The 26,545-nt window shown below is 75.0% G+C and carries 26 protein-coding genes, 2 tRNA genes and 1 riboswitch; of the genes, 15 read left to right on the forward strand and 13 right to left on the reverse strand.

Features of this window, described 5'->3' with window-relative positions:
* Window positions 1–44 precede the first annotated feature (44 nt).
* Entirely contained in the window at window positions 45–1,100 is a 1,056-nt protein-coding gene (locus FBY24_RS14605) for a LacI family DNA-binding transcriptional regulator (RefSeq protein ID WP_255432413.1), read from the reverse strand.
* A 247-nt stretch (window positions 1,101–1,347) separates the two neighbouring features.
* On the opposite strand from FBY24_RS14605, the gene FBY24_RS14610 reads away from it, so the two are divergent.
* From FBY24_RS14610 to FBY24_RS14630, 5 genes are all read left to right on the forward strand, one after another.
* A complete protein-coding gene (locus FBY24_RS14610; RefSeq protein WP_142161687.1) occupies window positions 1,348–2,586 on the forward strand; it encodes an extracellular solute-binding protein in 1,239 nt (412 codons plus the stop codon).
* A gap of 157 nt (window positions 2,587–2,743) precedes the next feature.
* On the forward strand, window positions 2,744–4,345 hold the full coding sequence (locus tag FBY24_RS14615; protein ID WP_142161689.1) for an ABC transporter permease subunit: 1,602 nt from the start codon (window positions 2,744–2,746) through the stop codon (window positions 4,343–4,345).
* Entirely contained in the window at window positions 4,345–5,220 is an 876-nt protein-coding gene (locus tag FBY24_RS14620) for a sugar ABC transporter permease (RefSeq protein ID WP_142161691.1), read from the forward strand. The genes FBY24_RS14615 and FBY24_RS14620 overlap by 1 nt, the downstream gene beginning before the upstream one ends.
* Window positions 5,217–7,085: a glycoside hydrolase family 13 protein gene (locus FBY24_RS14625; RefSeq protein ID WP_222117256.1), complete on the forward strand. Its 1,869-nt coding sequence runs from the start codon at window positions 5,217–5,219 to the stop codon at window positions 7,083–7,085. Before FBY24_RS14620 ends, FBY24_RS14625 begins: the two co-directional genes overlap by 4 nt.
* A gap of 61 nt (window positions 7,086–7,146) precedes the next feature.
* Window positions 7,147–8,433, forward strand: coding sequence for a deoxyguanosinetriphosphate triphosphohydrolase (locus FBY24_RS14630; protein ID WP_142161693.1), 1,287 nt, complete (start codon window positions 7,147–7,149; stop codon window positions 8,431–8,433).
* A 34-nt stretch (window positions 8,434–8,467) separates the two neighbouring features.
* On the opposite strand, the gene FBY24_RS14635 is transcribed toward FBY24_RS14630, so the two are convergent.
* Window positions 8,468–8,833 (reverse strand): YciI family protein, encoded by a 366-nt coding sequence (locus FBY24_RS14635; RefSeq protein WP_255432415.1) that lies wholly within the window; start codon window positions 8,831–8,833, stop codon window positions 8,468–8,470.
* A gap of 155 nt (window positions 8,834–8,988) precedes the next feature.
* Between FBY24_RS14635 and dnaG the strand changes: the two genes are divergently transcribed.
* Window positions 8,989–10,947, forward strand: coding sequence for a DNA primase (dnaG, locus tag FBY24_RS14640; RefSeq protein ID WP_142161695.1), 1,959 nt, complete (start codon window positions 8,989–8,991; stop codon window positions 10,945–10,947).
* A 58-nt stretch (window positions 10,948–11,005) separates the two neighbouring features.
* On the opposite strand, the gene FBY24_RS14645 is transcribed toward dnaG, so the two are convergent.
* The 6 genes from FBY24_RS14645 to FBY24_RS14670 form a co-directional block, all read right to left on the reverse strand.
* Window positions 11,006–11,800, reverse strand: coding sequence for a transglutaminase family protein (locus tag FBY24_RS14645; protein ID WP_174243567.1), 795 nt, complete (start codon window positions 11,798–11,800; stop codon window positions 11,006–11,008).
* Between the two features lie 375 nt (window positions 11,801–12,175).
* Window positions 12,176–12,586 (reverse strand): phage holin family protein, encoded by a 411-nt coding sequence (locus tag FBY24_RS14650; RefSeq protein ID WP_142161697.1) that lies wholly within the window; start codon window positions 12,584–12,586, stop codon window positions 12,176–12,178.
* Between the two features lie 180 nt (window positions 12,587–12,766).
* A tRNA-Asn gene (locus tag FBY24_RS14655) sits at window positions 12,767–12,839 on the reverse strand.
* A 52-nt stretch (window positions 12,840–12,891) separates the two neighbouring features.
* Window positions 12,892–13,410 carry a hypothetical protein gene (locus FBY24_RS14660; RefSeq protein WP_142161699.1) on the reverse strand — a complete coding sequence of 173 codons (519 nt, stop codon included), beginning with the start codon at window positions 13,408–13,410 and terminating at the stop codon, window positions 12,892–12,894.
* A 58-nt stretch (window positions 13,411–13,468) separates the two neighbouring features.
* A tRNA-Ile gene (locus FBY24_RS14665) sits at window positions 13,469–13,542 on the reverse strand.
* A gap of 64 nt (window positions 13,543–13,606) precedes the next feature.
* Window positions 13,607–13,978 carry a PH domain-containing protein gene (locus FBY24_RS14670; protein WP_142161701.1) on the reverse strand — a complete coding sequence of 124 codons (372 nt, stop codon included), beginning with the start codon at window positions 13,976–13,978 and terminating at the stop codon, window positions 13,607–13,609.
* A 142-nt stretch (window positions 13,979–14,120) separates the two neighbouring features.
* Between FBY24_RS14670 and FBY24_RS14675 the strand changes: the two genes are divergently transcribed.
* From FBY24_RS14675 to FBY24_RS14710, 8 genes are all read left to right on the forward strand, one after another.
* Entirely contained in the window at window positions 14,121–14,900 is a 780-nt protein-coding gene (locus FBY24_RS14675) for a type II CAAX prenyl endopeptidase Rce1 family protein (protein WP_142161703.1), read from the forward strand.
* 120 nt (window positions 14,901–15,020) lie between these two features.
* Window positions 15,021–15,803 (forward strand): DUF1206 domain-containing protein, encoded by a 783-nt coding sequence (locus FBY24_RS14680; RefSeq protein WP_142161704.1) that lies wholly within the window; start codon window positions 15,021–15,023, stop codon window positions 15,801–15,803.
* 68 nt (window positions 15,804–15,871) lie between these two features.
* Window positions 15,872–15,946, forward strand: a riboswitch (cyclic di-GMP riboswitch).
* Between the two features lie 18 nt (window positions 15,947–15,964).
* The gene (locus FBY24_RS14685; RefSeq protein ID WP_140458695.1) at window positions 15,965–16,183 is read left to right on the forward strand and encodes a BldC family transcriptional regulator; all 219 of its coding nucleotides are present in this window, start codon (window positions 15,965–15,967) and stop codon (window positions 16,181–16,183) included.
* A gap of 167 nt (window positions 16,184–16,350) precedes the next feature.
* A complete protein-coding gene (gene def / locus FBY24_RS14690; protein WP_142161705.1) occupies window positions 16,351–16,839 on the forward strand; it encodes a peptide deformylase in 489 nt (162 codons plus the stop codon).
* Between the two features lie 163 nt (window positions 16,840–17,002).
* Window positions 17,003–17,503: a DUF3145 domain-containing protein gene (locus FBY24_RS14695; RefSeq protein ID WP_142161706.1), complete on the forward strand. Its 501-nt coding sequence runs from the start codon at window positions 17,003–17,005 to the stop codon at window positions 17,501–17,503.
* Between the two features lie 158 nt (window positions 17,504–17,661).
* Window positions 17,662–18,174: an FMN-binding protein gene (locus FBY24_RS14700; RefSeq protein ID WP_142161707.1), complete on the forward strand. Its 513-nt coding sequence runs from the start codon at window positions 17,662–17,664 to the stop codon at window positions 18,172–18,174.
* Complete coding sequence (locus tag FBY24_RS14705; RefSeq protein WP_142161708.1) at window positions 18,161–19,021, forward strand: FAD:protein FMN transferase; 861 nt, start codon at window positions 18,161–18,163, stop codon at window positions 19,019–19,021. The genes FBY24_RS14700 and FBY24_RS14705 overlap by 14 nt, the downstream gene beginning before the upstream one ends.
* Entirely contained in the window at window positions 19,018–20,637 is a 1,620-nt protein-coding gene (locus tag FBY24_RS14710; protein WP_142161709.1) for an FAD-dependent oxidoreductase, read from the forward strand. Before FBY24_RS14705 ends, FBY24_RS14710 begins: the two co-directional genes overlap by 4 nt.
* On the opposite strand, the gene fabF is transcribed toward FBY24_RS14710, so the two are convergent.
* The 5 genes from fabF to FBY24_RS14735 form a co-directional block, all read right to left on the reverse strand.
* Window positions 20,604–21,848, reverse strand: coding sequence for a beta-ketoacyl-ACP synthase II (gene fabF, locus FBY24_RS14715; protein ID WP_142161710.1), 1,245 nt, complete (start codon window positions 21,846–21,848; stop codon window positions 20,604–20,606). The genes FBY24_RS14710 and fabF overlap by 34 nt on opposite strands.
* A 99-nt stretch (window positions 21,849–21,947) precedes the next feature.
* Complete coding sequence (locus tag FBY24_RS14720) at window positions 21,948–22,196, reverse strand: acyl carrier protein (RefSeq protein ID WP_140458702.1); 249 nt, start codon at window positions 22,194–22,196, stop codon at window positions 21,948–21,950.
* 92 nt (window positions 22,197–22,288) lie between these two features.
* Entirely contained in the window at window positions 22,289–23,293 is a 1,005-nt protein-coding gene (locus tag FBY24_RS14725; protein WP_140458703.1) for a beta-ketoacyl-ACP synthase III, read from the reverse strand.
* Window positions 23,290–24,279 carry an ACP S-malonyltransferase gene (locus FBY24_RS14730; RefSeq protein WP_142161711.1) on the reverse strand — a complete coding sequence of 330 codons (990 nt, stop codon included), beginning with the start codon at window positions 24,277–24,279 and terminating at the stop codon, window positions 23,290–23,292. The genes FBY24_RS14725 and FBY24_RS14730 overlap by 4 nt, the downstream gene beginning before the upstream one ends.
* A 109-nt stretch (window positions 24,280–24,388) precedes the next feature.
* Complete coding sequence (locus FBY24_RS14735; protein ID WP_255432417.1) at window positions 24,389–25,732, reverse strand: CdaR family transcriptional regulator; 1,344 nt, start codon at window positions 25,730–25,732, stop codon at window positions 24,389–24,391.
* A gap of 123 nt (window positions 25,733–25,855) precedes the next feature.
* Here FBY24_RS14735 and FBY24_RS14740 point away from each other — a divergent pair, with 123 nt between their 5' ends.
* Entirely contained in the window at window positions 25,856–26,542 is a 687-nt protein-coding gene (locus tag FBY24_RS14740) for a hypothetical protein (RefSeq protein ID WP_174243501.1), read from the forward strand.
* Window positions 26,543–26,545: the final 3 nt, after the last annotated feature.

Genomic DNA, 26,545 nt, shown 5'->3' on the forward strand with positions numbered 1-26,545 from the left:
CTGGGTCTGGGGACGCGGTGCGGGTGGTCGGGCGGGCGTGCGGCTCAGGCGGTCGCGTCGGCGGTGGGCGCGGCGGCGTCCTCGCCGGCGGGGGCCGGGGCGGCGCCGGTGGACCCGCGCACCACGAGCTCGGGGTGGAACAGCAGCTCGGCCCGGGCGGCACGGTTGCCGGTGATCTCCGCGACCAGCGCGGAGACGGCGGCGTGGCCCATCGCGGCGACCGGCTGGCGCACGGTCGTCAGGGGCGGGTCGGTGAAGGCGATCAGGGGCGAGTCGTCGAACCCGACGACCGACACGTCCTCCGGCACGGACAGCCCCATGCTGCGGGCGGCGCGCACGGCGCCGAGCGCCATGAGGTCGGACCCGCACACCACGGCCGTGTGCCCGGACGCGAAGAGCTCGGCGGCGGCGGCCTGCCCGCCCTCGACGGTGAACAGCGTCGAGACGACGTGCGCGTCGGGGTCGCTCACGCCCAGGTGCTCGGTGAGCAGGGCGACGAACGCGTCGCGCTTGCGCCGGGACGGCACGAACCGGGTGGGGCCGACGGCCAGGCCGATCCGCCGGTGCCCCAGCTGGTACAGGTGCCGGAACGCCTGCTGCATGGCCGCGGCGTCGTCCGTCGAGACCGACGGCGCGTCGACGCCCTCGGCGAACCCGTTGACGAGGACGACCGGGATGCCGCGCCCGCGCAGGCGGTGGTACCGCTCCTTGCCGGCGGACGTGTCGGCGTGCAGCCCCGACACGAACAGGATCCCGTCGACCCCGTGCTCGAGCAGCAGCTCGACGTACTGGTCCTCGGTGGTGCCGCCGGGCGACTGCGTGCACAGCAGCGGGGTGTAGCCGCGGTCCGTGAGCATGGTCTCGATGACCTGCGCGAACGCGGGGAACACCGGGTTCGTCAGCTCGGGGACGACGAGGCCGACGAGGCCGGCCGAGCGCATCCGCAGCTTCTCGGGGCGCTCGTAGCCGAGCACGTCGAGCGCGGCGAGGACCGCCTGGCGGGCCTGCGCGGACACGCCGTGCTTCCCGTTGAGCACGCGCGAGACGGTCGCGGTGCTCACGCCCGCCTGCTCGGCGAGGTCGGTCAGTCTGGTCCGCACATGCGGCAGCGTACTGGGGTGCACCGAACCTCCTCGTCCTCGTCCGTGGGTGTCGGGCCGTTCTCGGTCCCGCCGGGGCGTCCGGCGGGCCGACGAGGACGTCGGGCCCCGCTGCCGGATCGTTACCGTAACGACTTGCAACGGCGTACGCAACGCCGTTACGGTCCGTTTCATCAGGCCAGCGTCGGCCAGGCCCACGGGCCGGCCGCACGGGGCGAACCACCGTGAACCATCCGGGAGACACACGATGCGACGGAGCATCCCGACCACCGCGGCGGCGCTGGGGCTCACCCTCGCCCTCGCCGCCTGCTCGTCCGGCTCGGGCGAGGAGGCGGAGGCGACCACCGAGGGGGCCGCCACCGCCGAGGGCACCCTGACGATGTGGGTCGACGACACCCGCATCACCGAGATGGAGCCCGTCGTCGCGGCGTTCACCGCCAAGACCGGTGTCGAGGTCGAGCTCGTGCAGAAGGCCTCGGGCGACATCGGCAAGGACTTCGTCGCCCAGGTGCCCACCGGCGAGGGCCCGGACGTCATCGTCTCGGCGCACGACGGCCTCGGCGAGTGGGTCAACAACGGCGTCGTCGCGCCCCTCGAGCTCGGCGACCAGGCGGCCGCGTTCTCCCCGGCGGCGATCGCCGGCGTCACCTACGACGGCGCGACCTACGGCACGCCCATCTCCATCGAGAACATCGCGCTCGTCCGCAACGACGCGCTCGACCCCGAGACCACCGCCACGACCTTCGACGAGCTCGTCGCCGAGGCCAAGGAGGCCGGCACGGACTTCTCCGTGCTGATCCAGCAGGGCGACGCCTCCGACCCGTACCACCTGTACCCGCTGCAGACCTCCTTCGGCGCCCCGGTGTTCGAGTCCACCGCCGACGGCTCCTACACGGACACCCTCGCCCTCGGCGGCGAGGCCGGCGACGCCTTCGCCGCCTACCTGGCCAAGCTCGGCCAGGAGCAGGTCCTCGACCTCGCGATCGACGGCGACAAGGCCAAGCAGGCGTTCCTCGACGGCCAGGCGCCGTACATCATCACCGGGCCGTGGAACACCTCGGCGTTCCTCGAGGCCGGCATGGAGATCTCCGTGCTGCCGGTGCCCAGCGCCGGCGGGGAGCCCGCGCAGCCGTTCGTCGGCGTGCAGGGCGTGTTCGTCTCCGCCAAGTCGGCCAACCCGGTGCTCGCCAACGAGCTCGTCGTGAACTTCCTCGCCACCGAGGAGGCCCAGGACATGCTCTACACCGAGGGCGGCCGCATGCCGGCCCTGACGGCCTCGGCCGAGAAGGTCGACGACCCGATCCTGCAGGGGTTCAACGAGGCCGGCGCGACCGGTGCGCCGATGCCCGCGATCCCCGCGATGAGCTCGGTGTGGGCGTCGTGGGGCGCCACGCAGGCGCAGATCGTCGGCGGCCAGGCCGGCGACCCCGCCGCCGCGTGGGAGGCGATGGTCGGCACCATCCAGGACGCGATCGACCAGGCCTGACCGGCCCGACCCGGCCCGCGGGACACGACGTCCCGCGGGCCGGGTCGTGCTCGGGGCGCGCACCGACGCCCCGACGACCGGCTCCTTCCCCCGCACACGCCCCCGCACGCCACCCCTCGCACGCCCCGCGCGCACCGCGCCCGCCCGGAGGACCCGCATGAGCGACCCGCAGGCCGTCACCACGGCCGCGCCCCCGCCGACCCTCGGCGGCGGCACCGTCACCCCGCACGCCCGCCGACGGCCGAGCCCCGGCTTCTTCGTCAAGCTCGCCCTGGTGGCCACCGTCGACGCCCTCGGCGTCTACGGCGTCCTCGCCGCTGCCGCGGTCGCGTCGTGGGGGATCGTGACCTTCCTGGTGCTGGCCCTCGTGGTCGTCAACTGGGCGTACTTCTCGCCCCGGGCGCTGCCGGCCAAGTACCTCGTGCCCGGCCTGGTCCTGCTGCTCGTGTACCAGATCTTCACGATGGCCTACACGGGCTGGGTCGCGTTCACCAACTACGGCGACGGGCACAACTCGACGAAGCAGGACGCGATCGCCTCGATCGCCGAGCAGAACGAGACCCGCGTCGAGGGGTCGCCGACCCTGCCGCTGAGCGTCGTGGAGCGGGACGGCGAGCTGGGCTTCGCGGTCGTCCAGGAGGGCGTCGTCGAGGTCGGCACCGCGCAGCAGCCGCTCGCGCCCGCGCCCGACGCGAACGTCGAGGCCGGTCGGGTCACGGCCGTCCCCGGGTGGGACGTCCTGCAGTTCGTCGACGTCGCCGGCCGCCAGGACGAGGTGACGGTGCTGCGGGTGCCGTTCTCCGACGACCCCGCGGACGGCTCCGTGCGCACCCAGGACGGCTCGACCGGCTACGTGTTCCGCCCCACCCTGGAGTACGACGAGGCCACGGACACGTTCGTCGACACCGTCGACGGGACCACCTACGCACCGTCGGACGGTGGGAACTTCGTCTCCGCGGACGGCACCGTCCTGACACCGGGCTGGCGGGTCGGCGTCGGCCTGGACAACTTCACGCGCGCCTTCACCGACTCCCGCCTGTCCGGCCCGTTCGTGCAGATCACGGCGTGGACGTTCGCGTTCGCGTTCCTGTCCGTGGCCACGACCTTCGCGCTCGGGCTGTTCCTCGCCATCGTCTTCAACGACGGCCGGGTCCGTGGGCGCAAGGTCTACCGGTCGCTGCTGATCCTCCCGTACGCGTTCCCCGGGTTCCTCTCGGCGCTCGTGTGGCGCGGGATGCTCAACGAGAAGTTCGGGTTCGTCAACGAGGTCCTGCTCGGCGGTGCGCAGGTGCCCTGGCTGCAGGACCCGTGGCTGGCCAAGGTGTCGATCGTCCTGGTCAACCTGTGGCTCGGCTTCCCGTACATGTTCCTGGTCTGCACCGGGGCGCTGCAGTCCATCCCGGCGGACACCGTCGAGGCGGCCCGCATCGACGGTGCCGGGCCCGCCCGGATCCTGCGCTCGGTCACGCTGCCGCTGCTCATGGTGTCGGTCGCGCCGCTGCTGATCTCGTCGTTCGCCTTCAACTTCAACAACTTCTCGCTGATCTACATGCTCACCGGCGGCGGCCCGAACTTCGTCGGCACGCCCGTGGTCGTGGGCCACACCGACATCCTCATCTCGATGGTCTACTCCGTGGCCTTCGAGAGCGGGACCAAGCAGTACGGGCTGGCCAGCGCCCTGTCGATCCTCATCTTCGTCGTCGTCGGGGTCGTGTCCTGGCTCGGGTTCCGGCGCACCCGCACCCTGGAGGAGATCTGATGTCCCGCACCGCGTCCGCACCGGTCCTGCGGGGGAGGCGCTGGTGGGCCGAGGTCGGCTGGCGGCACGTCGTCGGCGTCGTGATGATCGCCGTCTGCGTGCTGCCGCTGGTGTACGTGGTGTCGGCGTCGCTGAACCCCGGCGGCACGCTCACCGGCTCCAACGACCTGTTCCGCACCGTCGACCTGCGCAACTACGCCGACCTGTGGGGCCGGGGGTACGGCGGCTGGTTCGTCGGGTCGCTCGTGGTGTGCACGGCCACGTCCGTCGGCACCGTGCTCATGGGCTCGGCCGCCGCCTACGCGTTCTCCCGGTTCCGCTTCGCGGGGCGCCGCGGCGGGCTGACGTTCCTGCTGCTGGTGCAGATGTTCCCGCAGATGCTCGCGTTCGTCGCCGTGTTCCTGCTGCTGCTGTCGATCGGCGACGTGTTCCCCGCGCTCGGCCTCAACAGCCGGCTCGGCCTGGTCGCGGTCTACCTGGGCGGCGCGCTCGGGGTCAACGCGTTCCTCATGTACGGGTTCTTCAACACCGTCCCGCGCGAGCTCGACGAGGCGGCGAAGATCGACGGCGCCACCCACGGGCAGATCTTCTGGACGATCATCCTGCGGCTGGTCGCCCCGATCCTCGCGGTCGTCGGGCTGCTGTCGTTCATCGGCAGCTTCGGCGAGTTCATCATCGCCAAGGTCGTGCTGCAGCGCCCGCAGGAGTACACGCTCGCGCTCGGTCTGTACTACTGGGCCGCCGACGAGCGGACCGCGCGCTGGGGTCTGTTCGCCGCCGGTGCGGTGCTGGCCGCGATCCCCGTGGTGCTGCTGTTCCTCTTCCTGCAGAAGTACATCGTCTCGGGCCTGACCGCCGGGTCGGTCAAGGGGTGAGCGCCGCGCCCGTGCCCCACCTGCTCGACGACCCCCACCACGACGGCTCGGAGATCTACGTCCCGCCCGGCACGCCCGCCCTGGGCGACGAGGTGCCCGTGCGGGTGCGCGTCCCCGCGGGCGGCACCGAGCGGGCCGTGTGGGTGCGGGTCGTCGAGGACGGCGAGCCCCGCGTCGTGCCCGCCCGCCTCGACCGCGCCGACGCGCACGAGCGCTGGTACGTGGCCACCGTGCGCGTGCACAACCCCGTCACCGGCTACCGGTTCCTGCTCGACGAGCCCGGCGGGTACCGGTGGGTCGACCAGCGCGGCGTGCACGCCCGCGACGTCACCGACGCCCACGACCACCGCCTGTCCGTGCACGCCGCCGCCCCGGCGTGGATGCACGACGCGGTGGTCTACCAGGTGTTCCCCGACCGGTTCGCCCGCTCCGCGCACGCCGACGCCCGCCCCCTGCCGGACTGGGCCGCACCCATGGGCTGGGACGACGAGCCCGTCGCCACCGGCGACACGGGTCGCCAGCTCGCCGGCGGCGACCTGCGCGGCGTCCAGGACCGCCTCGACCACCTCCAGCGCCTCGGCGTCGACACCCTGTACCTCACCCCCGTCTTCCCCGGGCGCTCCAACCACCGCTACGACGCGACGAGCTTCGACCACGTCGACCCCCTCCTGGGCGGCGACGACGCGCTCGTCGCCCTCTCGGCGGCCGTGCACGCGCGCGGCATGCGGATCGTGGGGGACCTGACGACCAACCACACGGGCGCGGGCCACGACTGGTTCCGCCGCGCCCTGGCCGACCCCGCGAGCGAGGAGCGGTCCTTCTACTACTGGACCGCGCAGGAGCCCGGCTACGTGGGCTGGCTCGGGCACCGCTCGCTGCCCAAGCTCGACCACGGCGCCCCCGGCCTGGCCCGGCGCCTGACCGCCGGCGACGACTCGGTCGTCGCCCGCTGGCTGCGCGGACCCGTCGCGCTCGACGGCTGGCGCATCGACGTCGCCAACATGACCGGCCGGTACGGCGCCGACGACCGCACCCACGAGGTCGCCCGGACCATCCGCGCCACCATGCGCGCGGTGAACCCCGACGCGGTGCTCGTGTCCGAGCACTTCCACGACGCGGGCACCGACATGACCGCCGGCGGCTGGCACGCCAACATGAACTACTCCGGGTTCAGCCGCCCGGTGTGGACGTGGCTCGCCGACCCGGCCGGCGGCACCCCGGCGCTGGGGCTGCCCGTCCCGCTCCCGCGCCGCCCCGGTCCCGACGCCGTCGCCGCCATGCGCGACGTCGACGCCGCCGTGCCGTGGGCCGTCACCACGCACCAGTGGAACCTCCTCGCGTCCCACGACACGCCCCGCACCCGCACCGTCGTCGGCACCCGCGCGCTCCAGGAGGTCGCCGCCGGCCTCCTGCTCACCTACCCCGGCACGCCGGTGGTCTTCGCCGGCGACGAGGGCGGCCTGACCGGCACCACCGGCGAGCACGCGCGCGTGCCCATGCCCTGGGCCGACGTCGACGCCGGCGGCGGGCCGCGGTGGGACGCCGCGACGTTCGCGACCTACCAGCGGCTGATCGCGCTGCGCCGCTCCTCGCGCGCCCTGCGCGAGGGCGGCATGCGGTGGGCCGTCGTGGCCGACGACGCCCTCGCGTTCGTCCGCGAGACCGCCGACGAACGCGTCCTCGTGCTCGCCGCGCGCGCCCCCTGGGCCGGGGCCGAGCTGCCCGCGTGGCTCGCCCCCGACGGAGCGGAGAACCTCTACGGCGGCGCCGCGCTGGACCGCGTCGAGGGCACCGGCCCGGACCGCGGACCCGTGCTGCGCCTGCCGGGCGACGGCCCCGGCGTGCAGGTCTGGCGGCTGCGCTGACCACGGTCGACGCCGCCGGACGCCACCGGGCGCTCCGGCGGCGAGCCTCTACCCTGGGCACGTGACCGCACCCGACCGCACCCGACCGGGCGTCGACGGGTACGCCGACGCCGACCGGGAGCGCTGGGTCGAGGAGGGGCGCAAGTCCGGCGCCCGCACCCCGTTCGAGCGGGACCGGGCGCGCGTCGTGCACTCCTCGGCGCTGCGCCGGCTCGGCGCCAAGACGCAGGTCCTCGGACCGTCCTCCGACGACTTCGTGCGCACCCGTCTCACGCACACCCTCGAGGTCGCCCAGGTCGGCCGCGAGATCGCCAAGGCCCTGGGCTGCGACCCCGACGTCGTCGACACCGCGTGCCTCGCGCACGACCTCGGCCACCCCCCGTTCGGGCACAACGGCGAGCGCGCCCTGGCGACCGTCGCCCGCGACGTCGGTGGGTTCGAGGGCAACGCCCAGACCCTGCGGCTGCTGACCCGGCTCGAGCCCAAGGTCGTGCACGCCGACGGCACGTCCGTGGGCCTCAACCTCACGCGTGCCTCGCTCGACGCGTCCGTGAAGTACCCCTGGCGGTTCCGGCAGGGGCCCGTCAGCCCGGCGTCCGGGCGCCCCACCCACAAGTTCGGCGTCTACGAGGACGACCTGCCCGTGTTCGCGTGGCTGCGCCAGGACGCCCCGGACGGGCGCAAGTGCCTCGAGGCGCAGGTCATGGACCTCGCCGACGACATCTCGTACTCCGTGCACGACGTCGAGGACGCGGTCGTCGGCGGCCGGTTCGACCTCGACGTGCTCACCGTCCCCGCCGAGCGTGCCCGCGTCGTCGACGCGATCGAGACCTGGTACGGCGACCAGGTCGGCCCCGGCGACCTGGAGGGGGCGATGGACCGGCTGCTCGCCGCGCAGCTGTGGCAGCCGCGGTTCGACGGGTCCCGGCGCGCGCTCGCGGGGCTCAAGGACGCGACGAGCCAGCTCATCGGCCGGTTCGCCAAGGCCGCGCAGGTCGCCACCCGGGAGCGCTACGGGCCGGGGCCGCTGACGCGGTACGCCGCCGAGCTCGTCGTGCCGCCCGAGACGGTCGCGGAGATCCACGTGCTCAAGGGCCTGGCGGTCGCGTACGTCATGGCGCCGCGCGAGCTCGAGCCGCTGTACCACCGGCAGCGCGAGGTCCTCACCGACCTGGTCCGGTACTTCTGCGACCGGGGGCCGGACGCGCTCGAGCCCTCGCTCGCCGCGGACTGGCACGCGGCCGCGGACGACGCGGCCCGGCTGCGGGTCGTCGTCGACCAGGTCGCGTCGCTGACGGACGTCTCCGCGCTGGACCTGCACGCGCGGCTGGTGCGCGGCCGGGGCTGACGCGCGGGTGCCGCGGGCCCGCCCCGGCCGGGCGTCACAGGCCCAGCGGCCAGACGGGGCGCACGTCGATGCGGCCCGCCCGGGCCATGGGGTGGGCCGCGGCGACCTCCAGCGCCTCCTCCAGGGTCGCGCACTCCAGCACGTCGAACCCGCCGATGACCTCCGCGGCCTCCGCGAACGGACCCTCGGTCACGAGCGTGGCGCCGCCGCGCCGGCGCACGGTGCGCGAGTCCGCGCCGGGACGCAGGCGGTCGCCGGCCAGCCACACGCCGCGCCGGTCGACGTCGGCTCCCCACTCCTCGATGGTCAGGTCGCCGGGCGCCGCCGGCTCGCCCTGCGGATCGGTGCACACGAGCATCAGGAACTGCACGGGAACCTCCTCGTCCGTGGGGTGCGGCACGTCGCCGACCCCGGCACCGGCACGACGCGCGGGCCGGCCGGATCTCGACACTCCCGCACCCACGGGTGCCGGGCACGTGCGCCGGTGCCATCGTGCCGGGGCGTCGCCCGGGCGCACGGACCGGCGCGCCCGGACGACGACCTAGACTCCAGGGCGTGGCAGGACGCATCCGGCGGGAGGACGTGGAGGCCGTCCGCGAGCGCGTCCGGATCGAGGAGGTCGTCGGCGCGCACGTCGCCCTCAAGCCCGCGGGCGTGGGTTCCCTCAAGGGCCTGTGCCCCTTCCACGACGAGCGGTCCCCGTCGTTCCACGTGCGCCCCCAGGTGGGGCGCTACCACTGCTTCGGGTGCGGCGAGGGCGGCGACGTCCTCGACTTCGTGCAGAAGGTCGACGGGCTCGGCTTCACGGACGCGGTCGAGCACCTCGCCGCGCGGGTGGGCCTGCAGGTGCGGTACGAGGACGGCGGCCCGACCCGCCCGGGCGAGGAGCCGGGGCGTCGGCGGCGGCTGCTGGACGCGCACGGTGTCGCGGAGGAGTTCTACCGCGAGCAGCTGCTGACGCCGCAGGCCGCGGTCGCCCGGACGTTCCTGGCCGAGCGCGGCTTCGACCGGCAGGCCGCGGAGGACTTCGGCGTCGGGTTCGCGCCGCAGGGCTGGGACGGGCTGCTGCGGCACCTGCGCGGGCGCGGGTTCACCGAGGCCGAGCTGACCGCGTCGGGCCTGGTCAGCCAGGGGCAGCGCGGCGTGTACGACCGGTTCCGCGGGCGGCTGGTCTGGCCGATCCGCGAGGTCACGGGCGAGACCGTGGGGTTCGGTGCGCGTCGGCTGTTCGAGGAGGACTCCGGGCCGAAGTACCTCAACACCCCGGAGACGCCGCTGTACCGCAAGTCGCACGTGCTGTACGGCATCGACCTGGCCAAGCGCGAGATCTCCCGGGCCAAGCAGGTCGTGGTCGTCGAGGGGTACACGGACGTCATGGCGATGCACCTGTCGGGCATCCGCACGGCCGTGGCGACGTGCGGCACCGCGTTCGGCGCCGACCACGCGCGCATCGTGCGGCGTCTCGTCGGGGACGCCGGGGGAGCGGGCGGCGTGCAGCTCGCGGCCGGCACCTCGGTGGGCGGGGAGATCGTCTTCACGTTCGACGGCGACGCGGCGGGGCAGAAGGCCGCGCTGCGGGCGTTCGGCGAGGACCAGTCCTTCAGCGCGCAGACGTTCGTGGCGGTGGAGCCCTCGGGCATGGACCCGTGCGAGCTGCGCCAGGCGCGCGGTGCGGACGCCGTGCAGGCGCTGGTCGCGTCCCGGCAGCCGCTGTTCGCGTTCGTGATCCGCTCGACGCTCGACGCACACGACCTGCGCACGGCCGAGGGGCGGGTCGCGGCCCTGCGTGCCGCCGCACCGGTGGTCGCGGGCATCCGTGACACGGCGCTGCGCCCGGAGTACGAGCGGCTCCTGGCGGGGTGGCTCGGCATGGACGACCAGGCCGCGGTGCGTCGGGCCGTGGCGGGGGCCTCCCGTCGTCCTGCCCGCCCGTCGGCCCCGGGCCGGGAGCCCGACCGCCGCGGGGGCGCGCGCGACGCCGCGCCGGAGCCCGTGCCGGTGGCCCGCATGGCCGCCCCCGACCGCCGCGACCCCGTCGCGCAGGTGGAGCGCACGGCCCTCGAGGTGGCGCTGCAGCACCCCGCGCTCGTGCCGGAGGAGTTCGACGCCCTCGCCCCGGACGCGTTCGCGGCGCCCGCGTACCGCGCCGTGCACGAGGCCGTGCGGGCCGCCGGCGGCGTGGCGGCCGGGCGGGCCCTGGTCGCGGCCGCGGGCGGCGAAGACGCGTCCGGGTGGGTCGGCGCCGTCCTGGAGGAGGCCGCCGAGCCGGTGCGCCCCCTCGTCACCGAGCTGTCGGTGGCGCCGATGCCCGAGGACCGGCCCGAGATGGTCGGCGGCTACGTGCGCGGCGTCGTGCTCCGCCTGGTCGAGATCGGCTACACCCGGCACATCGCCGAGCTGCGCGGCCGCCTGCAGCGCATGGACGCCACCGTCGACCCGGTCGCGTACAACGCCGCGTTCGCCGCGCTGCTCGACGTCGAGACGCGCCGCCGGTCCCTGCGCGAGAGCGCCTGAGGGGCGGCCGGTCCCGGCGCCCGGGGTGGTGACCCGGACGCCGCGGTGGTCGGGCTGCTCAGCGCAGCGCGACCAGGCCCGTCCCGTCGTCCTGCACGCGCGCGTCGGTGACGGCGGTGACCGTCATCGTGCGCAGGCGCAGGCTGCCGCCGTAGTACGAGAGGAACGCCGTGTCGGTCGCGTCCCGGCCGGTGGCGATGCGCAGCATCGTCGGGCGCGGGGCGAGCCGGGTCGCGTCGACCACGTGCCACGCACCCTCGACGTACGCCTCGGCGACCGCGTGGAAGTCCATGGGCCGCAGCCCGGGGGCGTACACCGCCGCGAGGCGCGCGGGCACGTCGAGCGCCCGGAGCATCGCCACGACGAGGTGCGCGAAGTCCCGGCACACGCCGCGCCGCTTGAGCAGGGTGTCCGTCGCACCGTCCGTGGGCAGGCTCGACCCCGACAGGTACGTGACGTGCCGGGCGACCCACTCCACGACCGCGTCGAGCAGCTCGGCCCCGGCCAGGCCGCGGAACTGGTCCCGGGCGAAGGCCAGCAGCCGGTCGGAGTCGGCGTAGCGGCTCGGCCGCCGGTACTCGACGAGGTCGAGGTCCTCCACCGGTGCGGGGCCGGCCTGGCCCGTCACCGTCGCCTGGTAGTCGACGACCACGCGGCCGGCGGGCGCCAGGACGCGGTGCACACGTGTCCCCGTGGGGCCCTTGATCTCGGTGACGTCGAGCGGCTCGTCGTCGGTCCGCACGAGCATCTGCTCCGAGCGTTCGTACGGGCCGTCGGCGACCGCGACCGCCAGCAGCATCTCGAGGGGTTCACGCACGTCGAGGGTCAGGTGGCAGGCCACGGAGCGCAGCACGGACGACGCTTCCTTCTCCGGCCGGCGGCCGGTCAGCGGGGCCACCGCGCCGACCGGGTCGTCGACGTCGTGGCAGAGCGGGAGGGGAGGGCGGTGCAGGGGTCGGGCGACGCCGGCGCGGGGCCGGTGCAGGGTCGTGCGGGGTGCCGTGCGAGGTGCTGTGCGAGGGTGCTGCGGTGGTGCGACGTGCGTGCTGCGGGACCGTGCGCGCCACGCCTGGCCCGGGGGTCGTCAGGGCAGCACGAGGTGGGGTGGAGCACGTGGTGACCCTCCGTGGCGCGCGGAGGTGAGGCAAGTGTGAGGCCGATGCGGTCGTTCGTCCAGCCCTCGGACGGGCGAAGGTGTCCTCGCAGGTCAGAGGTGGGTTCGACCGGTTCAGGCAGGCCGTGCGGCGGGCCGCGCGCCACCGTCGCCGCGGCGCTTCTCGCGCAGCACCAGGAACGGCAGGAAGAACGTCGCGAGCGCGGTCACGAGCCACACCACGAGGGAGGCGAGCACCCAGGTGCTGACGCCCTCGATCGTGAGCCCGTCGGTCAGCGCGGAGGCCAGCAGCAGCGCCACGAACGCGGACAGCAGCCCGATGCCCCCGAGGAACGCCGGCGCGTACCGGTTCGCCATCTTCGCGATGAACGGCGCGAGCACCGACTGCGCGAGGGCGAACACCAGCACCGCGACCACGAACCCCGACGGGTGCACCTCGAACCCGTCCAGCAGCAGCGACGCGGCCAGCAGGCCGAGCGCGGCGGAGGCGAGGAACACGACAGCCCGCAGCAGGAGGCGCACCATGAGGTCACGGTAGACCCGTGTGACGTCGGGCACATCCGGACGCGTCGGGGCCCTTCGGGCGGACGAGGCGCCCGCCGACGGCTCCGCGCCCGCGCCGCCCCCCATCGGACGGGAGCCCCGTCACGGCGTCCGGGAACGGCGAAGGCCCCGACCGTGGTGCATGATCGGGGCCTTCTGACGCTCCCTCGACTGGACTCGAACCAGTAACCGTCCGATTAACAGTCGGATGCTCTGCCAATTGAGCTACGAGGGATCGTGCGGGCAGAAACTCTAGCAGCAGCGCAGCCGTGCCCGTGACCACCTGCTCAGCGCAGCCCCGCCTCCTCGCGCACGCGCCCCTCGCCGGCCTCGACCGCGCGCCGCACGTCCGGGTCGTCGAGGTCCACCGTGCCCGCACCGAGCGTCTGCGTGAACAGCGTCCCGTCCTCCGCGCGTCGCAGCGCGACCCGCACCACGACCTTCTCGCGGTCGTCGACCGGCACGTGCACCACGTGCACCACCGACTGCTGCACGCGCTCGCGGAACACCTGCGCCAGGTCCCGGCTGGCCCGCGAGTCGTCCGCCAGCACCAGGTCGGTGCGCGCCCCGCTGACCCACCGCACCGTGAGCGTGCGTGTCTGAGCGTCCAGCGACCCGTGGTCCACGTCCGCCCACGCCGTCCGCGCAGGCGCCGCGTCGTCGCGGACGAGGTGCAGGGCCCGCCGGCTCGCCACCACCCACCCCGCGGGGCTCAGCGGTGCGGCGGCCAGCACGGCGTCGCCGCCCAGGTCGAGCCCGCGTCGCACGTCGTCGGGCAGGCGGTCACGGCGGGGGAGCAGGCGCACGCCGCCACGCTACCTCCGGCGCAGGGGTGGGCGCGGGGTGGGCCTTCTCGGCCCCGGGTGGGCCAGGTGGGGCTTGAACCCACGACCGACGGATTATGAGTCCGCTGCTCTGACCGGCTGAGCTACTGGCCCGGGGCGCCGCGGCGCCGCGTCGAGACTAGCGGCCCGACCGGCGCGCGCGGCGTCGTCGTGGCGGTCAGCGACCCCGCACGATGTGGTGCAGCACGACGTCGTGCACGTGCCGCGCCTTCTCGACCCCGCGGAACTCCGCCTCGTGCACGGTCCCGCCGGCGTCGACCGCGATCGTCGCGCCGGAGAAGAACCCGCCCGTCCAGGACTTGTCCGTCACGATCGAGACCGAGCGGACCTGCTTGTACGGGACGGACGTGATCGCCGTGCGCTTGCCGACGAAGCTGTTGTCCTGGAACACGATGCGCAGGTCGGTCAGGCCGACGAAGCCCGTGCCCGTCCCCGTGCAGTCGTAGACGGCCAGCACCTGCTCGCCCTCGAGCAGCCCCTCGCGCACCTTGTCCAGCTGGTCCCGCTTGTCGTGCGGCACGTCGGCCATGGACTCCTCCTCGTCCTCGGGTCGTCACCGGGGCACGGGCGCGCCCCCGACCGGCACAGTCTGCCGGGCCGGCGCGCCGGTCGTGACCGGTTCGTCCCCGTCCCGTCGTGCACGCCGCCGCCCGGGCCGCCACACTCTGCGCATGCCTGCAGGCCGACGGTCACCGGGGACGGCCCCCGCGGCGCCCGCGGGGGCGCTGCCCTGGGTCGCGCTGGGCTCGGTGCTGCTGGGGTGGCTGACGGTCATCGGCCTCGTGTCCATCTTCTACGGCCTCGACCGCGGCACCGCCGGGCTCGCCGACGCGCGCGTGGTGCGCAGCGACCTGCTCGCGCCGCACGTCGGCGGCCTCGTCGTCGCGGTGCTCGTCCCCGCGCTGTGGGGCCGGGCCCGTGACGTGCGCACCGAGCGCCGCACCGTCGCGCGCACCTGGTGGCTCGTGCCCGCCGCCGTCGTGGCGTGGGCGGCCTGGGCCCTCGACGTCGGCACCCTCCGGGCCTCCGGGCCCGGGCTGACCGTGGCGCTCGTCGTCGCGTGCCTCGTCGTCGCCCTCGACCTGGAGCTCGTGCTGCGCGGCTTCGTCGTGACGTTCCTGCGCGACCGCTGGGACGAGCCGTCGGTGGCGGTCGGCAGCGTGCTGGTCAGCGGCGCCGTGCTCCTGCTGCTCGGCCCGGGCGACGCCCCCGTGCGGGCCGGCTACGCGGTGGCCGCGGGCGTCCTGCTGTACTGCGCCCGCCGCGTCGGCGGCGGGCTCCTCGCCCCCGTCCTGCTGCACGCGGCGATCCTGGTGGCGCTGTGGTCCCAGGCGGTGGGCGACGCCGCCCTGCGCGCGCCGGGGCGGGTCGTCGACGTCGTGGTGCTCCTCGCGCTGGCCGCGGCGACGACGGTCGCCGGCGTGCTCGTGCTCCGTCGCGGCTGGCGCTGACCGGCGCGCGGACCCGCCGGGCCGCCGTCTCCGGTCGCCGACCGGGCCGGTCGCTGCGACCATCGTCGCGGGTGCTGGCGCGAGGCCAGGGGGTGGGGGCCCGAGACCCGAAGGAGCCGCGTGACCACGCTCGCCGCACGTCATCCGCAGCACGCCTGGGAGGTCGGCGCACGCGCCGGCTACGCCGTGAGCGGGCTGCTGCACGCCCTGATCGGGGTGCTCGCCCTCCAGCTGGCGCTGGGCTCGTCGTCCGCCGACGCGGACCAGTCGGGTGCGCTCCAGGCCGTCGCGGGCTCGCCGTTCGGCGCTGTCGTGCTGTGGTTCGCCGTCGTGGCGTTCGTCGCGCTGGGGGCCTGGCAGGCGGCCGCCGCGCTGCGCGGTGCCGGCCAGGACACCGCGGACCGCGTGAAGGCCGGGGCCAAGGCCGTCATGTACCTGGCGCTCGCCGCCACCTCGTACGCGTTCGCGCAGGGGTCGGGGTCGTCGAGCAGCGGCCAGACGTCGGACGCGACGGCCCAGCTGATGCAGGCGCCGGCGGGGAGGTTCCTCGTGGGTGCGGTCGGCCTGGGTGTCGTCGCCGTGGGCGTCTACCACGTGGTCAAGGGTGTGCGGAGGAAGTTCCTCGACGACCTGCGCAGCCTGCCGTCCGGTCGCGCAGGTCGTGCCGCGCGCTGGTGCGGCGTGCTCGGGTACGCCGCCAAGGGTGCTGCCCTGGTGGTCGTCGGCGGGCTGTTCGTCGTCGCCGCGGTGCAGCAGGACCCCCAGGAGGCCACCGGTCTGGACGGAGCGCTCACGGCGCTGCGCGACGCGCCGATGGGGACGGTGCTGCTCGTGCTGGTGGCCGCCGGTTTCGTCCTGTTCGGGGTGTACTGCTTCGTCCGGGCACGCTTCGGAAGCCTGTGACGTTTCACCCGCACTCGTCCCGCACGGTTGTTGCGTGGATGTCCCGTATGGGGCATAGTCATTCGTGTCAGCGACAACGGCAAACCCGCTGCAAGGCGGGGACGCAAAGCCACGGGGCCCACAGGGCCAGCCGAGCTACCGAACGACGAAGGAGCATGACCATGTCTGTCGACATCCCCGCCGCCCCCCTCTCGCAGGGTTCGCTCCTCACGCCTGGTGAGGTCGCGGTGCTCTTCCGGGTCGACCCGAAGACGGTCACCCGCTGGGCGCAGGCCGGCAAGCTCTCCGCGGTCCGCACCCTCGGCGGGCACCGCCGCTTCCACGAGGCCGAGGTCCGCCAGCTCCTCACCGGTGTGCCGCAGCAGCGCATCGGCCAGTGAGGTCCCGCCGCCCGCGCGGCGGCCAGCACGGCATCGGACGCCGGTGGTGACATCTGTCACCACCGGCGTCGTGCTGTGCGCCCCGCGGGTCGCCGGCCTGCGGGCAGGGCCCGCCCTGGTGGCCTCACCGGGTCGGGCGGCGGCTCCCGACATGAAAGGATCGCCCCATGGCTCTGCGTGAGATCCGCACCGTCGGCGACCCCGTCCTGCGCACCCCGTGCGACCCGATCACCGTGATCGACGACCGGGTGCGGACCCTCGTCGACGACCTCCTCGAGACCGTCGACATGGACGGCCGGGCCGGGCTGGCCGCGAACCAGATCGGCGTCGGCCTGCGGGCGTTCTCCTGGAACATCGACGACGAGATCGGCTACGTCCTCAACCCCGTCATCGTCGAGCTCTCCGAGGACGAGTACCAGGACGGTGACGAGGGCTGCCTGTCGGTCCCCGGCCTGTGGTACCCGACGCGGCGCGCCTGGTACGCGCGGGTCGTCGGGACCGACCTCGACGGCAAGGAGGTCACGGTCGAGGGCGTCGAGCTGATGGCCCGCTGCCTGCAGCACGAGGTCGACCACCTCGACGGCAAGCTCTACCTGGACCGCCTCGAGCGGTCGGTGCGCAAGAAGGCCATGCGCGCGATGCGCGAGCAGCTCTGACGGCACGGGTGCGCCCGCGCGGGTGATGCCGCGCGCGGCGTCTGGTGCAACCGGGCTCCCTGGTGCATCCTGTGCTCAGCACGCCGTGTGCGCTGTGACGTACTCCTGCACGGGTCCGAGGTCGTTGGGGAAGGCGACCCTCGAACCGCTCAAGGAGGACGACATGGCTGGTGGACTCACCCGCGGTGTACTTTTCGTGCACTCGGCGCCCCGTGCGCTCTGCCCCCACGTCGAGTGGGCGGCGGGCAACGTGCTGGACGCCCGCGTGAGCATGGACTGGACCGCGCAGCCCGCGGGCCCGGGGTTCTACCGGGCCGAGCACTCGTGGCAGGGCCCCGCGGGCACCGGCGCGCGCCTGGCGTCGGGCCTGCGCGGCTGGGCGCACCTGCGGTACGAGGTCACGGAGGAGCCGAGCACCGGGGTCGACGGCTCGCGCTGGAGCCACACGCCCGAGCTGGGCATCTTCCACGCCCAGACCGACGTGCACGGCAACGTCGTGGTGCCCGAGGACCGCATCCGCGCGGCGCTCGAGCACGCGGGCGACGCCCAGCGTCTGCGTGCCGAGCTGGACCTCGCGCTCGGCCAGGCCTGGGACGACGAGCTCGAGCCGTTCCGGTACGCCGGCGCCGGCGCGCCCGTGCGGTGGCTGCACCGCGTCGGCTGACTCCACGGCCTGAGCCAGGTCCCGGGACCTGCGTCCCGGGACCTGGCGCGCACCCAGGACTACCCTTCGCTCCTCCCAGGGATCCCCCAGGGAGCGCTCGTACGTTCTCCCATGCCAACGCTCCGCGCGACCCCGCGCCGCCGAGAGGGGAACACCCGATGCGCCCGACCACCCGCCGCCGCTCCTTCGCCCTGCTGTCCGGGATCGCCGCCGCGACCGTCCTCGCCGGCTGTGCCACCAGCTCCGCGACCGAGACGGGCTCCGGCACCGACGACGGCTCGACGCAGACCGGGACCGACGAGGCCGGCACCGACGACACCGCGGCCGGGACGGCCGACGGCACGGCGGACGACGACGCGGCCGCGACCGGCTCGACGTACACGGACGGCACCTACAAGGCCACGGGCGGCTACACGTCGCCCGGCGGGCCCGAGACCGTCGCGGTGAGCCTCACGCTCGCCGACGGCGTCGTCACCGCCGTCGAGGTCACCCCCGAGGCCACCAACGCCACGTCCCGGCAGTACCAGACGCAGTTCGCGTCCGGGATCGCCGACGAGGTCGTGGGCGTCGCGATCGACGACCTCGACGTCACCACCGTGTCCGGGTCCTCGCTGACCAGCGGCGGGTTCATGGACGCCGTCGCCCAGATCTCCGCCGATGCGGCCGCCTGAGACGACGTTCGACGCGATCGGCACCCGGTGGCGGATCACGACGCCGGAACCGCTCGCGGACCGGGTCCTGGCCCGGGTGCACGCCGTGATCGACGCGTACGACCGCACGTGGTCGCGGTTCCGTGACGACTCCGTCGTGGCCGCGATGGCCCGCGAGCCCGGCACGTACGTGCTGCCGGTGCACGCGGCCGCGCTGCTCGACCACTACGACGTCCTCACGGCGTGCACCGACGGGGCGGTGACCCCGCTCGTCGGCCGCAGCCTGGAGCGCCTCGGCTACGACGCCGCCTACTCGCTGCAGCCGGCGGGGGATCCGGTGCCCGCCGCGGCGCCCGCCGCCGTCAGCCGCGACGGGCACGTGCTGCACGTGCACGAGCCCGTGCTGCTCGACGTCGGCGCCGCCGGCAAGGGGCAGCTGGTCGACCTCGTCGGCGCCGAGCTGATCGCCTGCGGCGTCGGGACGCACACGGTCGACGCCGGGGGCGACGTCCTGCACCGCGGTCCCACGCCCCTGCGGGTGGCCCTGCAGCAGCCGGGAGACCCCACGCGCGCGATCGGCGTCGTCGAGGTCCGTGACGGTGCCGTCTGCGGGTCGGCCGTCGACCGGCGGACCTGGGGCGACGGCCTGCACCACGTGCTCGACGCGCGCACCGGGTCACCGGTCCGCGACGTCGTCGCCACGTGGGCGCTCGCCCCCACCGCCATGGTCGCCGACGGCCTCGCCACGGCGCTGTTCCTCGCCGACCCCGACCGTCTTCAGGCGCGCTACGCGCACACCTACGTCCAGCTGCACGCCGACGGCCACGCGCGCTACGCGCTGGCCCTGCCCGGGGAGCTCTGCGCATGAGCCACGTCGACGGCCTCCTCGGCCGCCTGAGCATGTACCGCCTCGTCACGGTCGCGCTGGCCGCGATCGTCCTCGCCGCTCTCGTCGGCGCGGCCACCGGCGCCGTCGGCGTCGACCCGTGGGGGATCCTCGCCGGCACGGCCGTCGCGATCGGTGCCACGGCCGTCGTCAGCGCGGTCGGCGGGCGCCTCGTGCGGCGCCCCGCGCACCTGGAGTCCTCCGTGATCACCGGGCTCATCCTCGTGCTGCTGTTCCAGCCGTCCCTGGAGCCGTCCGCCCTGGCGACCCTCGCGGGCGCCGGTGCGGTGGCCGCAGCCTCCAAGTACCTCGTGGCCGTCCGGGGCCGGCACGTGGTGAACCCGGCGGCGTTCGGCGCGCTCGTCGCCGGTGTCGTCGGGTGGCCGCTCCTGGGCACCTTCGGGGCGTTCTGGTGGGTCGCGACCCCGTTCCTGCTGCCCGTCGTCGCGGTCGTCGGGCTCGCCGTGGTGCTGCGCACGCGGCACGTGGCCCCCGTCGTCGCGTACCTGCTCACGGGGGTCGCCGTCGTGCTGCAGCAGCAGGTGTCGCTCGGGACCGCGCCCACTGACGCACTGTGGTCCGCCGTGGCGCAGTACCCGCTGGTGTTCGCCGCCACGATCATGCTCACGGAGCCGCTGACCCTCGCGCCCCGGCGCGGGCAGCAGATCGGCCTCGCGGTGCTCGCAGCGCTGCTCGCGTTCGTGCCGTTCCACCTCGGCCCCGTGTCGAACACCCCGGAGCTGGGCCTCGTCGTCGCCAACGTCGTGGCCTTCGTGCTCGGCCAGCGCGGCGGCGTGCGGCTGCAGGTGGCCGCGCACACCGCCGTCGGCGGCGGGGCGCACGAGGTCCTGCTGCGCCCCGCACGGCCCGTGCGCTGGCGGCCCGGCCAGTGGGTCGAGCTGCACGTCCCGCACCGTGCGGACGGACGCGGGGAGCGGCGCACCTTCTCGATCGTGGGCGCCCCGTCCGACGGCCCCACCGCCGACGCCCTCGCGGTCGCGTTCACCGTCCCCGCGGAGCCGAGCTCGTTCAAGCAGACCCTCGCCGCGCTGCCCGTGGGGGCCACCCTGCACGCCACCGGTGTCGGCGGCGACCTGCTCCTGCCGCGGAGCACGACCACGCCGCTGCTCCTGGTGGCCGGTGGCATCGGCGTCACGCCGTTCCTGCCGATGCTCGAGGCGGGCACGCACCCCGATGCGGTCCTCGTCCTCGTGCTGCGCACCCACGACGCCCCGCCGTACCTCGAGCGGCTCGCCGCGACGGGCGTGCGCACGCTCGTGGTCGGGCCGACCACGGGTGGACCGCAGGACACGGACGACGCCGGCTGGGAACTGCCCGACGGGTGGCACCGCATCGGTGCGCGGCTGACCGCCGAGGACCTCGCCGAGGCGGTGCCCGACGCGGACCAGCGGCGCGCCTACGCGTCGGGGTCGCCCGCCATGCTGGCCGGCACCGTGCCCGTGCTGCGTGCCGTCGGCGTCCGCCGGGTGCGCCGCGACGTGTTCAGCGGCTACACCGGCGGACGCCGACGCCCGGTCACGCGGGGTCGGGCGGACGCGCAGGGTCAGACGGAGGTGACGACCAGCGCGACGTTGTGACCGCCGAACCCGAACGAGTTGTTCACGGCGGCGACCTGCCCGGCCGGCAGCGCGCGCGGGGTGTCCCGCACCAGGTCGAGGACGAGCTCGGGGTCCGGGTTCGCCACGTTGATCGTCGGCGGCGCCAGCCGGTCGTGCAGGGCCAGCACCGTGAAGATCGTCTCCAGGGCTCCGGCACCACCGAGGAGGTGGCCGGTCATCGACTTCGTCGCCGAGAGCACCGCGTGGTCGGCCTCGTCGCCCAGCACCTCGCGGATCGAGCGCGCCTCGATCAGGTCGCCGACGACGGTCGACGTGGCGTGGGCGTTGACGTGCACGACGTCGCGCGCGGCCACGCCCGCGTCGGCCAGCGCGGAGCGCATGGCCCGGACCTGGCCGCGGCCCGACGGGTCGGGAGAGGTGATGTGGTAGCCGTCGGCGGACAGGCCGACACCCGCGAGCCGCGCGTACACCCGGGCGCCGCGGGCCGCGGCGTGCTCGGCCGACTCCAGGACCACGACGCCGGCGCCCTCACCGATGACGAAGCCGTCGCGGTCGACGTCGTAGGGGCGTGAGGCGCCCGCGGGGTCGTCGTTGCGGGTCGAGAGCGTGCGGGACGCCGCGAACGCGGCGATGGGCATCGGGTGGATGACCGCCTCCGTGCCGCCCGCGACGACGATGTCGGCACGGCCCGCGCGGATCATGTCCGCCGCGTAGCCGATGGCCTCCGCGCCGGTGGCGCACGCGGACACCACGGCGTGGGCGCCGGCGCGCGCACCGAGCTCGAGCGAGACGTACGCCGTCGCCGAGTTCGGCATGAGCATCGGCACGGTCATGGGCAGGACGCGGCGTCCGCCCTTCTCGCGCAGCGTGTCCCACCCGTCCAGGGTGGTCCAGATGCCGCCGATGCCCGACGAGACGACCGAGCCCAGCCGGTCGCCGTCGACCTCCGGCGCGCCGGCGTCGGCCCAGGCCTCGCGCGCCGCGATGATCGCGTACTGCGACGACGGGTCCATGCGCTTGATCTCGGGCCGCGGGAGCACCTCCGACGGCGGGACGCGCAGCTGCGCGGCGAAGTTCACGCCGATCTCGTAGGTGGTCGCCCAGTCGTTGTCCATGGGGCGCGCCCCGGACTCGCCGGCGAGCGCGGCGCGCCAGGTGCTGGGCACGTCACCACCGAGGGGGGTGGTGGCGCCCAGGCCGGTGACGACGACCTCGGGGACGGTGCTCATGGGTGCTCCTCGCGGGTACGGACGACGGAAGGCTCGGGCGGTGCGCGCAGCGGGGCGGCGCGCACCGCCCGGTGGGGCCACCGGGGTGGCCCGGGGGCCTCAGGACTGGGCGCCCGTGATGTACGTGACGGCGTCGCCGACGGTGGCGAGGTTCTTGACCTCGTCGTCGGGGATGCGCACGTCGAACTTCTCCTCGGCGAGCGTGACGATCGTCATCATCGACAGCGAGTCGATGTCGAGGTCGTCCGTGAAGGACTTCTCCGGCAGGACGGAGTCGGTCGGCAGACCGGTCTCCTCGCTGACGATCTCGGCCAGGCCGGCGAGGATCTCCTGCTCGGTGTACGCCATCGGTGACTCCATTTCGTGTGGGTGGTGGGACGAACGTGTCGAACGGTACCGGCCGTGCGGGACGCTCCCGGGGCGGTTCCGTCCGGACCGGCTCAGGGCAGGACGACGACCTGGGCGGCGTAGACGAGGCCCGCGCCGAACCCGATCTGCAGGGCGATCGCGCCCGAGGACACCTGGCCCTCGCGCAGGAGGCGCTCGGTGGCCAGGGGGATCGAGGCGGCGGACGTGTTGCCGGTGTCGGCGATGTCCCGGCCGACGACGACGCGCTCGGGCAGCTTCAGCTGCTTGATCATCTGGTCGATGATGCGCATGTTCGCCTGGTGGGGGATGAACGCGTCGATGTCGTCGGGCGTGACGCCCGCGGCGTCCATCGCCTTCTGCGCGACCGGCGCCATCTGCCAGACCGCCCACTTGAAGACCGACTGGCCCTCCTGCCGCAGCGTCGGCCAGCCCGCGCCCTCGTCGCGCGTCGCGAGCCAGGAGTGCGTCTGACGGATCGCCTGCGCCTGCGCGCCGTCCGACCCCCAGACGGTCGGGCCGATGCCGGGGGTGTCGGACGGGCCGACGACGACCGCGCCCGCGCCGTCGCCGAGCAGGAACGAGATCGACCGGTCCGTCGGGTCGACGAAGTCGCTCATCTTCTCGGCGCCGATGACCAGCACGTGGCGGGCCGACCCGGCGCGCACCAGCGCGTCGGCCTGGCCGATGCCGTAGCAGTAGCCGGCGCAGGCGGCCGAGATGTCGAACGCGGCGGCGGGCGTCGCGCCGATCCGGTCGGCGATGATCGCGGCCGCGGACGGCGTCTGGTGGAAGTACGTGACGGTCGAGACGATGACGGCGTCGATGTCCGCACCCGTCAGGCCGGCGTTCTCCAGTGCCGCGCGGGCCGCGCCCTCGGCGAGGTCGAGCACGTCGGTGCCCGCACCCGCACGGCGGCGGGTGACGATGCCGGTGCGCTGGCGGATCCACTCGTCGGACGAGTCGATCGGGCCGACCAGGTCGTCGTTGGGCACGACGTTCTCGCCGCGCACACCCCCGAGTCCGAGGATGCGGGTGTGGGCGGGACCGGTGGCCTGCGTGAGGGTCGGACGGGTCACGACGGGTTCTCCTGTGCGGTGAGGTCCTGGGACGCAGCGGGACCCGCGTGGCGTCGCACGAGGTCACGGGCGGCGTCCAGGTCGGCAGGCGTCTTCAGGGCGACGGTCTCGACCCCGGGCAGGGTACGCCGGGCCAGGCCCGTCAGGACACCGCCCGGAGCGACCTCGAGGAGCGCGGTGACGCCGAGGTCGGCGAGGGTGGTCTGGCACAGGTCCCAGCGCACGGGGCGCGCGACCTGGGCGACGAGACGGGCCAGGGCGTCCTCGCCGGACGCCACGGCCGCGCCGTCCGCGTTGCCGAGGAGCGTGAGCGTCGGGGTGCCCGGCGTGACGCGCCCCGCGGCGGCCGCGAGCTCGTCGACCGCGGGGGCCATGTGCCGGGTGTGGAACGCGCCGGCGACCTGCAGGGGGATGACGCGGGCCCGTGCCGGGGGGTCGGCGGCGAGCGCGGCCAGGGCGGGCAGCTCGCCGGCGGCGACGACCTGGCCGGCGCTGTTGACGTTCGCGGGGACCAGGTCGAGGTCGGCGAGCCGGGCGAGGACCTCGTCGGGGTCGCCGCCGAGGACCGCGCTCATGCCCGTCGGCGTGACGGCGGCGGCCCGTGCCATCGCGGACCCGCGGACCGCGACCAGCGCGAGGGCCTCGTCGTCGGTGAGCACGCCCGCGACCGCCGCCGCACCGAGCTCGCCGACCGAGTGGCCCGCCACGACGTCGACGGCTCCTCCGGTCAGCTGCGCGAACGGGGTGCCTGCCGGGGCGTCGAGCACCGCGCGCAGGCTGGCCAGCGCGCTCGCCACGAGGAGGGGCTGGGCGACCGCGGTGTCACGGATCGTCTCCGCGGACGACCTGGTGCCGTGGCCGACCAGGTCGAGGCCGACGACGTCACCCGCGTGGGCGAGGTCCGCGGCGAACCCCGGCAGCTCGAGCCACGGGGTGAGCATGCCGGGGGACTGGGCCCCCTGGCCGGGGCAGGCGACGACGAGCACCCGACCACTGTGCCGGTCCCGCCGGGCCTCACCCGGTCACGGCACGTACGAACCTTGCGACCGCGTCTTGTCGTACCCCGACAAAGCGCGCGGGCCGCCGCGCCCGTCGTCAGGCGGTGCCGGCGCCGTCGAGACGTCCGACGGCCAGCGCCGTCTGCAGCACGTACGACTCCCGCGCGTCCAGGGGGTCCCAGCCGGTGACGTCGCTGACGCGGCGCAGCCGGTACCGCACGGTGTTGGGGTGCACGTACAACGTGCGGGCCGCCGCCTCCAGCGACCGCCCCGTCCCCAGGTACGCCGAGAGCGTCTCCAGCAGGGAGCCCTGGCTCGCCGCGAGCGGGGCGAAGGCGCGCTCGACGAGGGCGCGGCGCGCGTCGGCGTCACCGACGAGGACGCGCTCGGGCAGCAGGTCGTCGGCGAACACCGGCCGTGGCGCGCCGTCCCACGCCGCTGCCGCCGCCAGCCCGTGCAGCGCCGCGCGCACCGACCGCGTCGACTCCACCAGCCCGTCCGCCGTGGGGCCGATCACCACCGGACCCGGCCCGAACCGGGGGAGCAGGGTCAGTGCGGCAGCCCGCAGGTCGCCCCGCCCGCCGAGGAACACCAGCAGCCGGTCGCCGAGGGTCCCGACGAGCGCGTCGTCCGCCGCGTGCCGGGTCTCGCGGCGCAGGTCCGCCGTGCGCACCTCGTCCATGTGCGCGCCGGCCGTGCCGACGACCACGAGGGTCGGGCCCTGTCCGGTCCACCCGAGCGCGGCCACGCGCGAGCGCACCGCGTCGCCGCCGTCCCCGCGCACGAGGGCGTCGACGACGAGGGCCTCGAGGCGCGCGTCCGACGCGCCCCGGACCTCGGCCGCCCGGGCATAGACCTCGGCCGCGGAGAACGCGACCTCGCGGGAGTACCGCAGGACCGCCTCGCGCAGCTCACGCTCCTCGCCGGGCGCGGCCAGGCGGTCGCTGTGCGTCTCGACGACGTCGACCACGACGCGCACGAGCTGCAGCGTGTGCTGCAGCGAGATCGACCGGGTCAGCTCCGGGGGTGCGGCGGCGAAGATCTCCCCGACGCCGTGCGGCGGCTTCGTCGGGTCCGCGTACCAGGTGACGAACGCGGTGATGCCGGCCTGCGCGACCAGGCCCACCCACGACCGGTCCTCCGCGGGCAGGGCCCGGTACCAGTCGAGGTCGGCGTCGAGGCGGCGCATCGCCGCGGCGGCGAGCAGCCCCGCGCCGTCGCGCACGCGGCGCTGGGTCTCGGTGACCGGCTCGCGCAGGGGGGCGGCGGCCCGTGGGCGCGCGTGCCCGCGGCGGGGGTCCGCGTCGCCGGGCGTGCCGGCGTCGGTGGTCTGCGCAGCGGCCTGCGCGGCGGTCTGCGCAGCGGCCGGCACGACGGTCTGCGCGGGAGCCTTCGCGGGGGCCTTCGCAGGGGCGGTGCGCCCCGCCCGGGAGGTCGACATGCGGCTGAGCATAGGCGGCCGTTGTGGGATGCCGACAAAGGGTCCACGCCTCGTGCGGCTCGCATGCCGGTCGTGGCGCGCCCGCCCCGGGTGCGTCGGGGAGAGAGCCGATAGGGTCGCGACATGGCTCTCCTGCCCCGACTGCGCCAGCTGATGCGACGACCGTCCTCGGCCTCCCGGGTCGGTGCGCGCCGTCCGACGAAGGCCTCACGCCGGGGGGACACCCTCCACGAGGACGCGCTGCGCTCGATGCTGAGCGACGACCCGAACAACGAGCGCGCGTTCCAGGCCCTCGCCGAGATCGTGCGCCGCCGGGCCACCGAGCAGGTCCACGAGGAGGACCCGCTGACCGCCCCGAACGTCGAGCACGAGCGGGAGCGCGCCGCGGAGCTCGCCGTGTGGGCCCTCGGCGAGGAGCTCGCCGGCAACCCGCGTGCCTGGTACCCGCTCATCGAGCTCGCGCGCCTGTCCGTCGACGACGACCACGACGGCACGATCCGGCGGCTGACGACCGCGTCCGAGCGCGACGCCTCCGGCACGGCGCTGGCGCAGGCCCTGGCGCTCCTGTGCGAGGCGGGCCAGCCCGTCGAGGCCCTCAACCTCGGTGTCGGTCACTGGCGGCCCCGCGAGCACGACCCCGCGGTGGCTCGCCAGCTCGTGCGTGCGGCCGTGCAGGCGGGCCGGCCCCTGGAGGCCAAGCAGCACCTCGCGTCCCTCGACCTGTACCCCGACCAGGGGCGGATCGCGGGCCTGCGGGCCGAGCTGACCCGTGAGGTCGCCCGTGCGGAGCAGTCGATCACGGGCACCTGACCG

Source organism: Cellulomonas sp. SLBN-39, assembly GCF_006715865.1.
In the GTDB taxonomy this organism is placed as follows: Bacteria; Actinomycetota; Actinomycetes; order Actinomycetales; family Cellulomonadaceae; genus Cellulomonas.

Excerpts from the sequence above, each read along its gene's own strand:
- fabF (WP_142161710.1), bottom strand. The coding sequence starts at position 21,848 with ATGAGCACCGTCCCCGAGGTCGTCGTCACCGGCCTGGGCGCCACCACC.
- FBY24_RS14685 (WP_140458695.1), top strand. The coding sequence starts at position 15,965 with ATGTCTGTCGACATCCCCGCCGCCCCCCTCTCGCAGGGTTCGCTCCTC.
- FBY24_RS14650 (WP_142161697.1), bottom strand. The coding sequence starts at position 12,586 with ATGGTGCGCCTCCTGCTGCGGGCTGTCGTGTTCCTCGCCTCCGCCGCG.
- FBY24_RS14735 (WP_255432417.1), bottom strand. The coding sequence starts at position 25,732 with ATGTCGACCTCCCGGGCGGGGCGCACCGCCCCTGCGAAGGCCCCCGCG.
- FBY24_RS14700 (WP_142161707.1), top strand. The coding sequence starts at position 17,662 with ATGCGCCCGACCACCCGCCGCCGCTCCTTCGCCCTGCTGTCCGGGATC.
- FBY24_RS14670 (WP_142161701.1), bottom strand. The coding sequence starts at position 13,978 with ATGGCCGACGTGCCGCACGACAAGCGGGACCAGCTGGACAAGGTGCGC.
- def (WP_142161705.1), top strand. The coding sequence starts at position 16,351 with ATGGCTCTGCGTGAGATCCGCACCGTCGGCGACCCCGTCCTGCGCACC.
- FBY24_RS14740 (WP_174243501.1), top strand. The coding sequence starts at position 25,856 with ATGGCTCTCCTGCCCCGACTGCGCCAGCTGATGCGACGACCGTCCTCG.
- FBY24_RS14695 (WP_142161706.1), top strand. The coding sequence starts at position 17,003 with ATGGCTGGTGGACTCACCCGCGGTGTACTTTTCGTGCACTCGGCGCCC.
- FBY24_RS14620 (WP_142161691.1), top strand. The coding sequence starts at position 4,345 with ATGTCCCGCACCGCGTCCGCACCGGTCCTGCGGGGGAGGCGCTGGTGG.
- FBY24_RS14615 (WP_142161689.1), top strand. The coding sequence starts at position 2,744 with ATGAGCGACCCGCAGGCCGTCACCACGGCCGCGCCCCCGCCGACCCTC.
- FBY24_RS14705 (WP_142161708.1), top strand. The coding sequence starts at position 18,161 with ATGCGGCCGCCTGAGACGACGTTCGACGCGATCGGCACCCGGTGGCGG.
- FBY24_RS14610 (WP_142161687.1), top strand. The coding sequence starts at position 1,348 with ATGCGACGGAGCATCCCGACCACCGCGGCGGCGCTGGGGCTCACCCTC.
- FBY24_RS14720 (WP_140458702.1), bottom strand. The coding sequence starts at position 22,196 with ATGGCGTACACCGAGCAGGAGATCCTCGCCGGCCTGGCCGAGATCGTC.
- FBY24_RS14710 (WP_142161709.1), top strand. The coding sequence starts at position 19,018 with ATGAGCCACGTCGACGGCCTCCTCGGCCGCCTGAGCATGTACCGCCTC.
- FBY24_RS14675 (WP_142161703.1), top strand. The coding sequence starts at position 14,121 with ATGCCTGCAGGCCGACGGTCACCGGGGACGGCCCCCGCGGCGCCCGCG.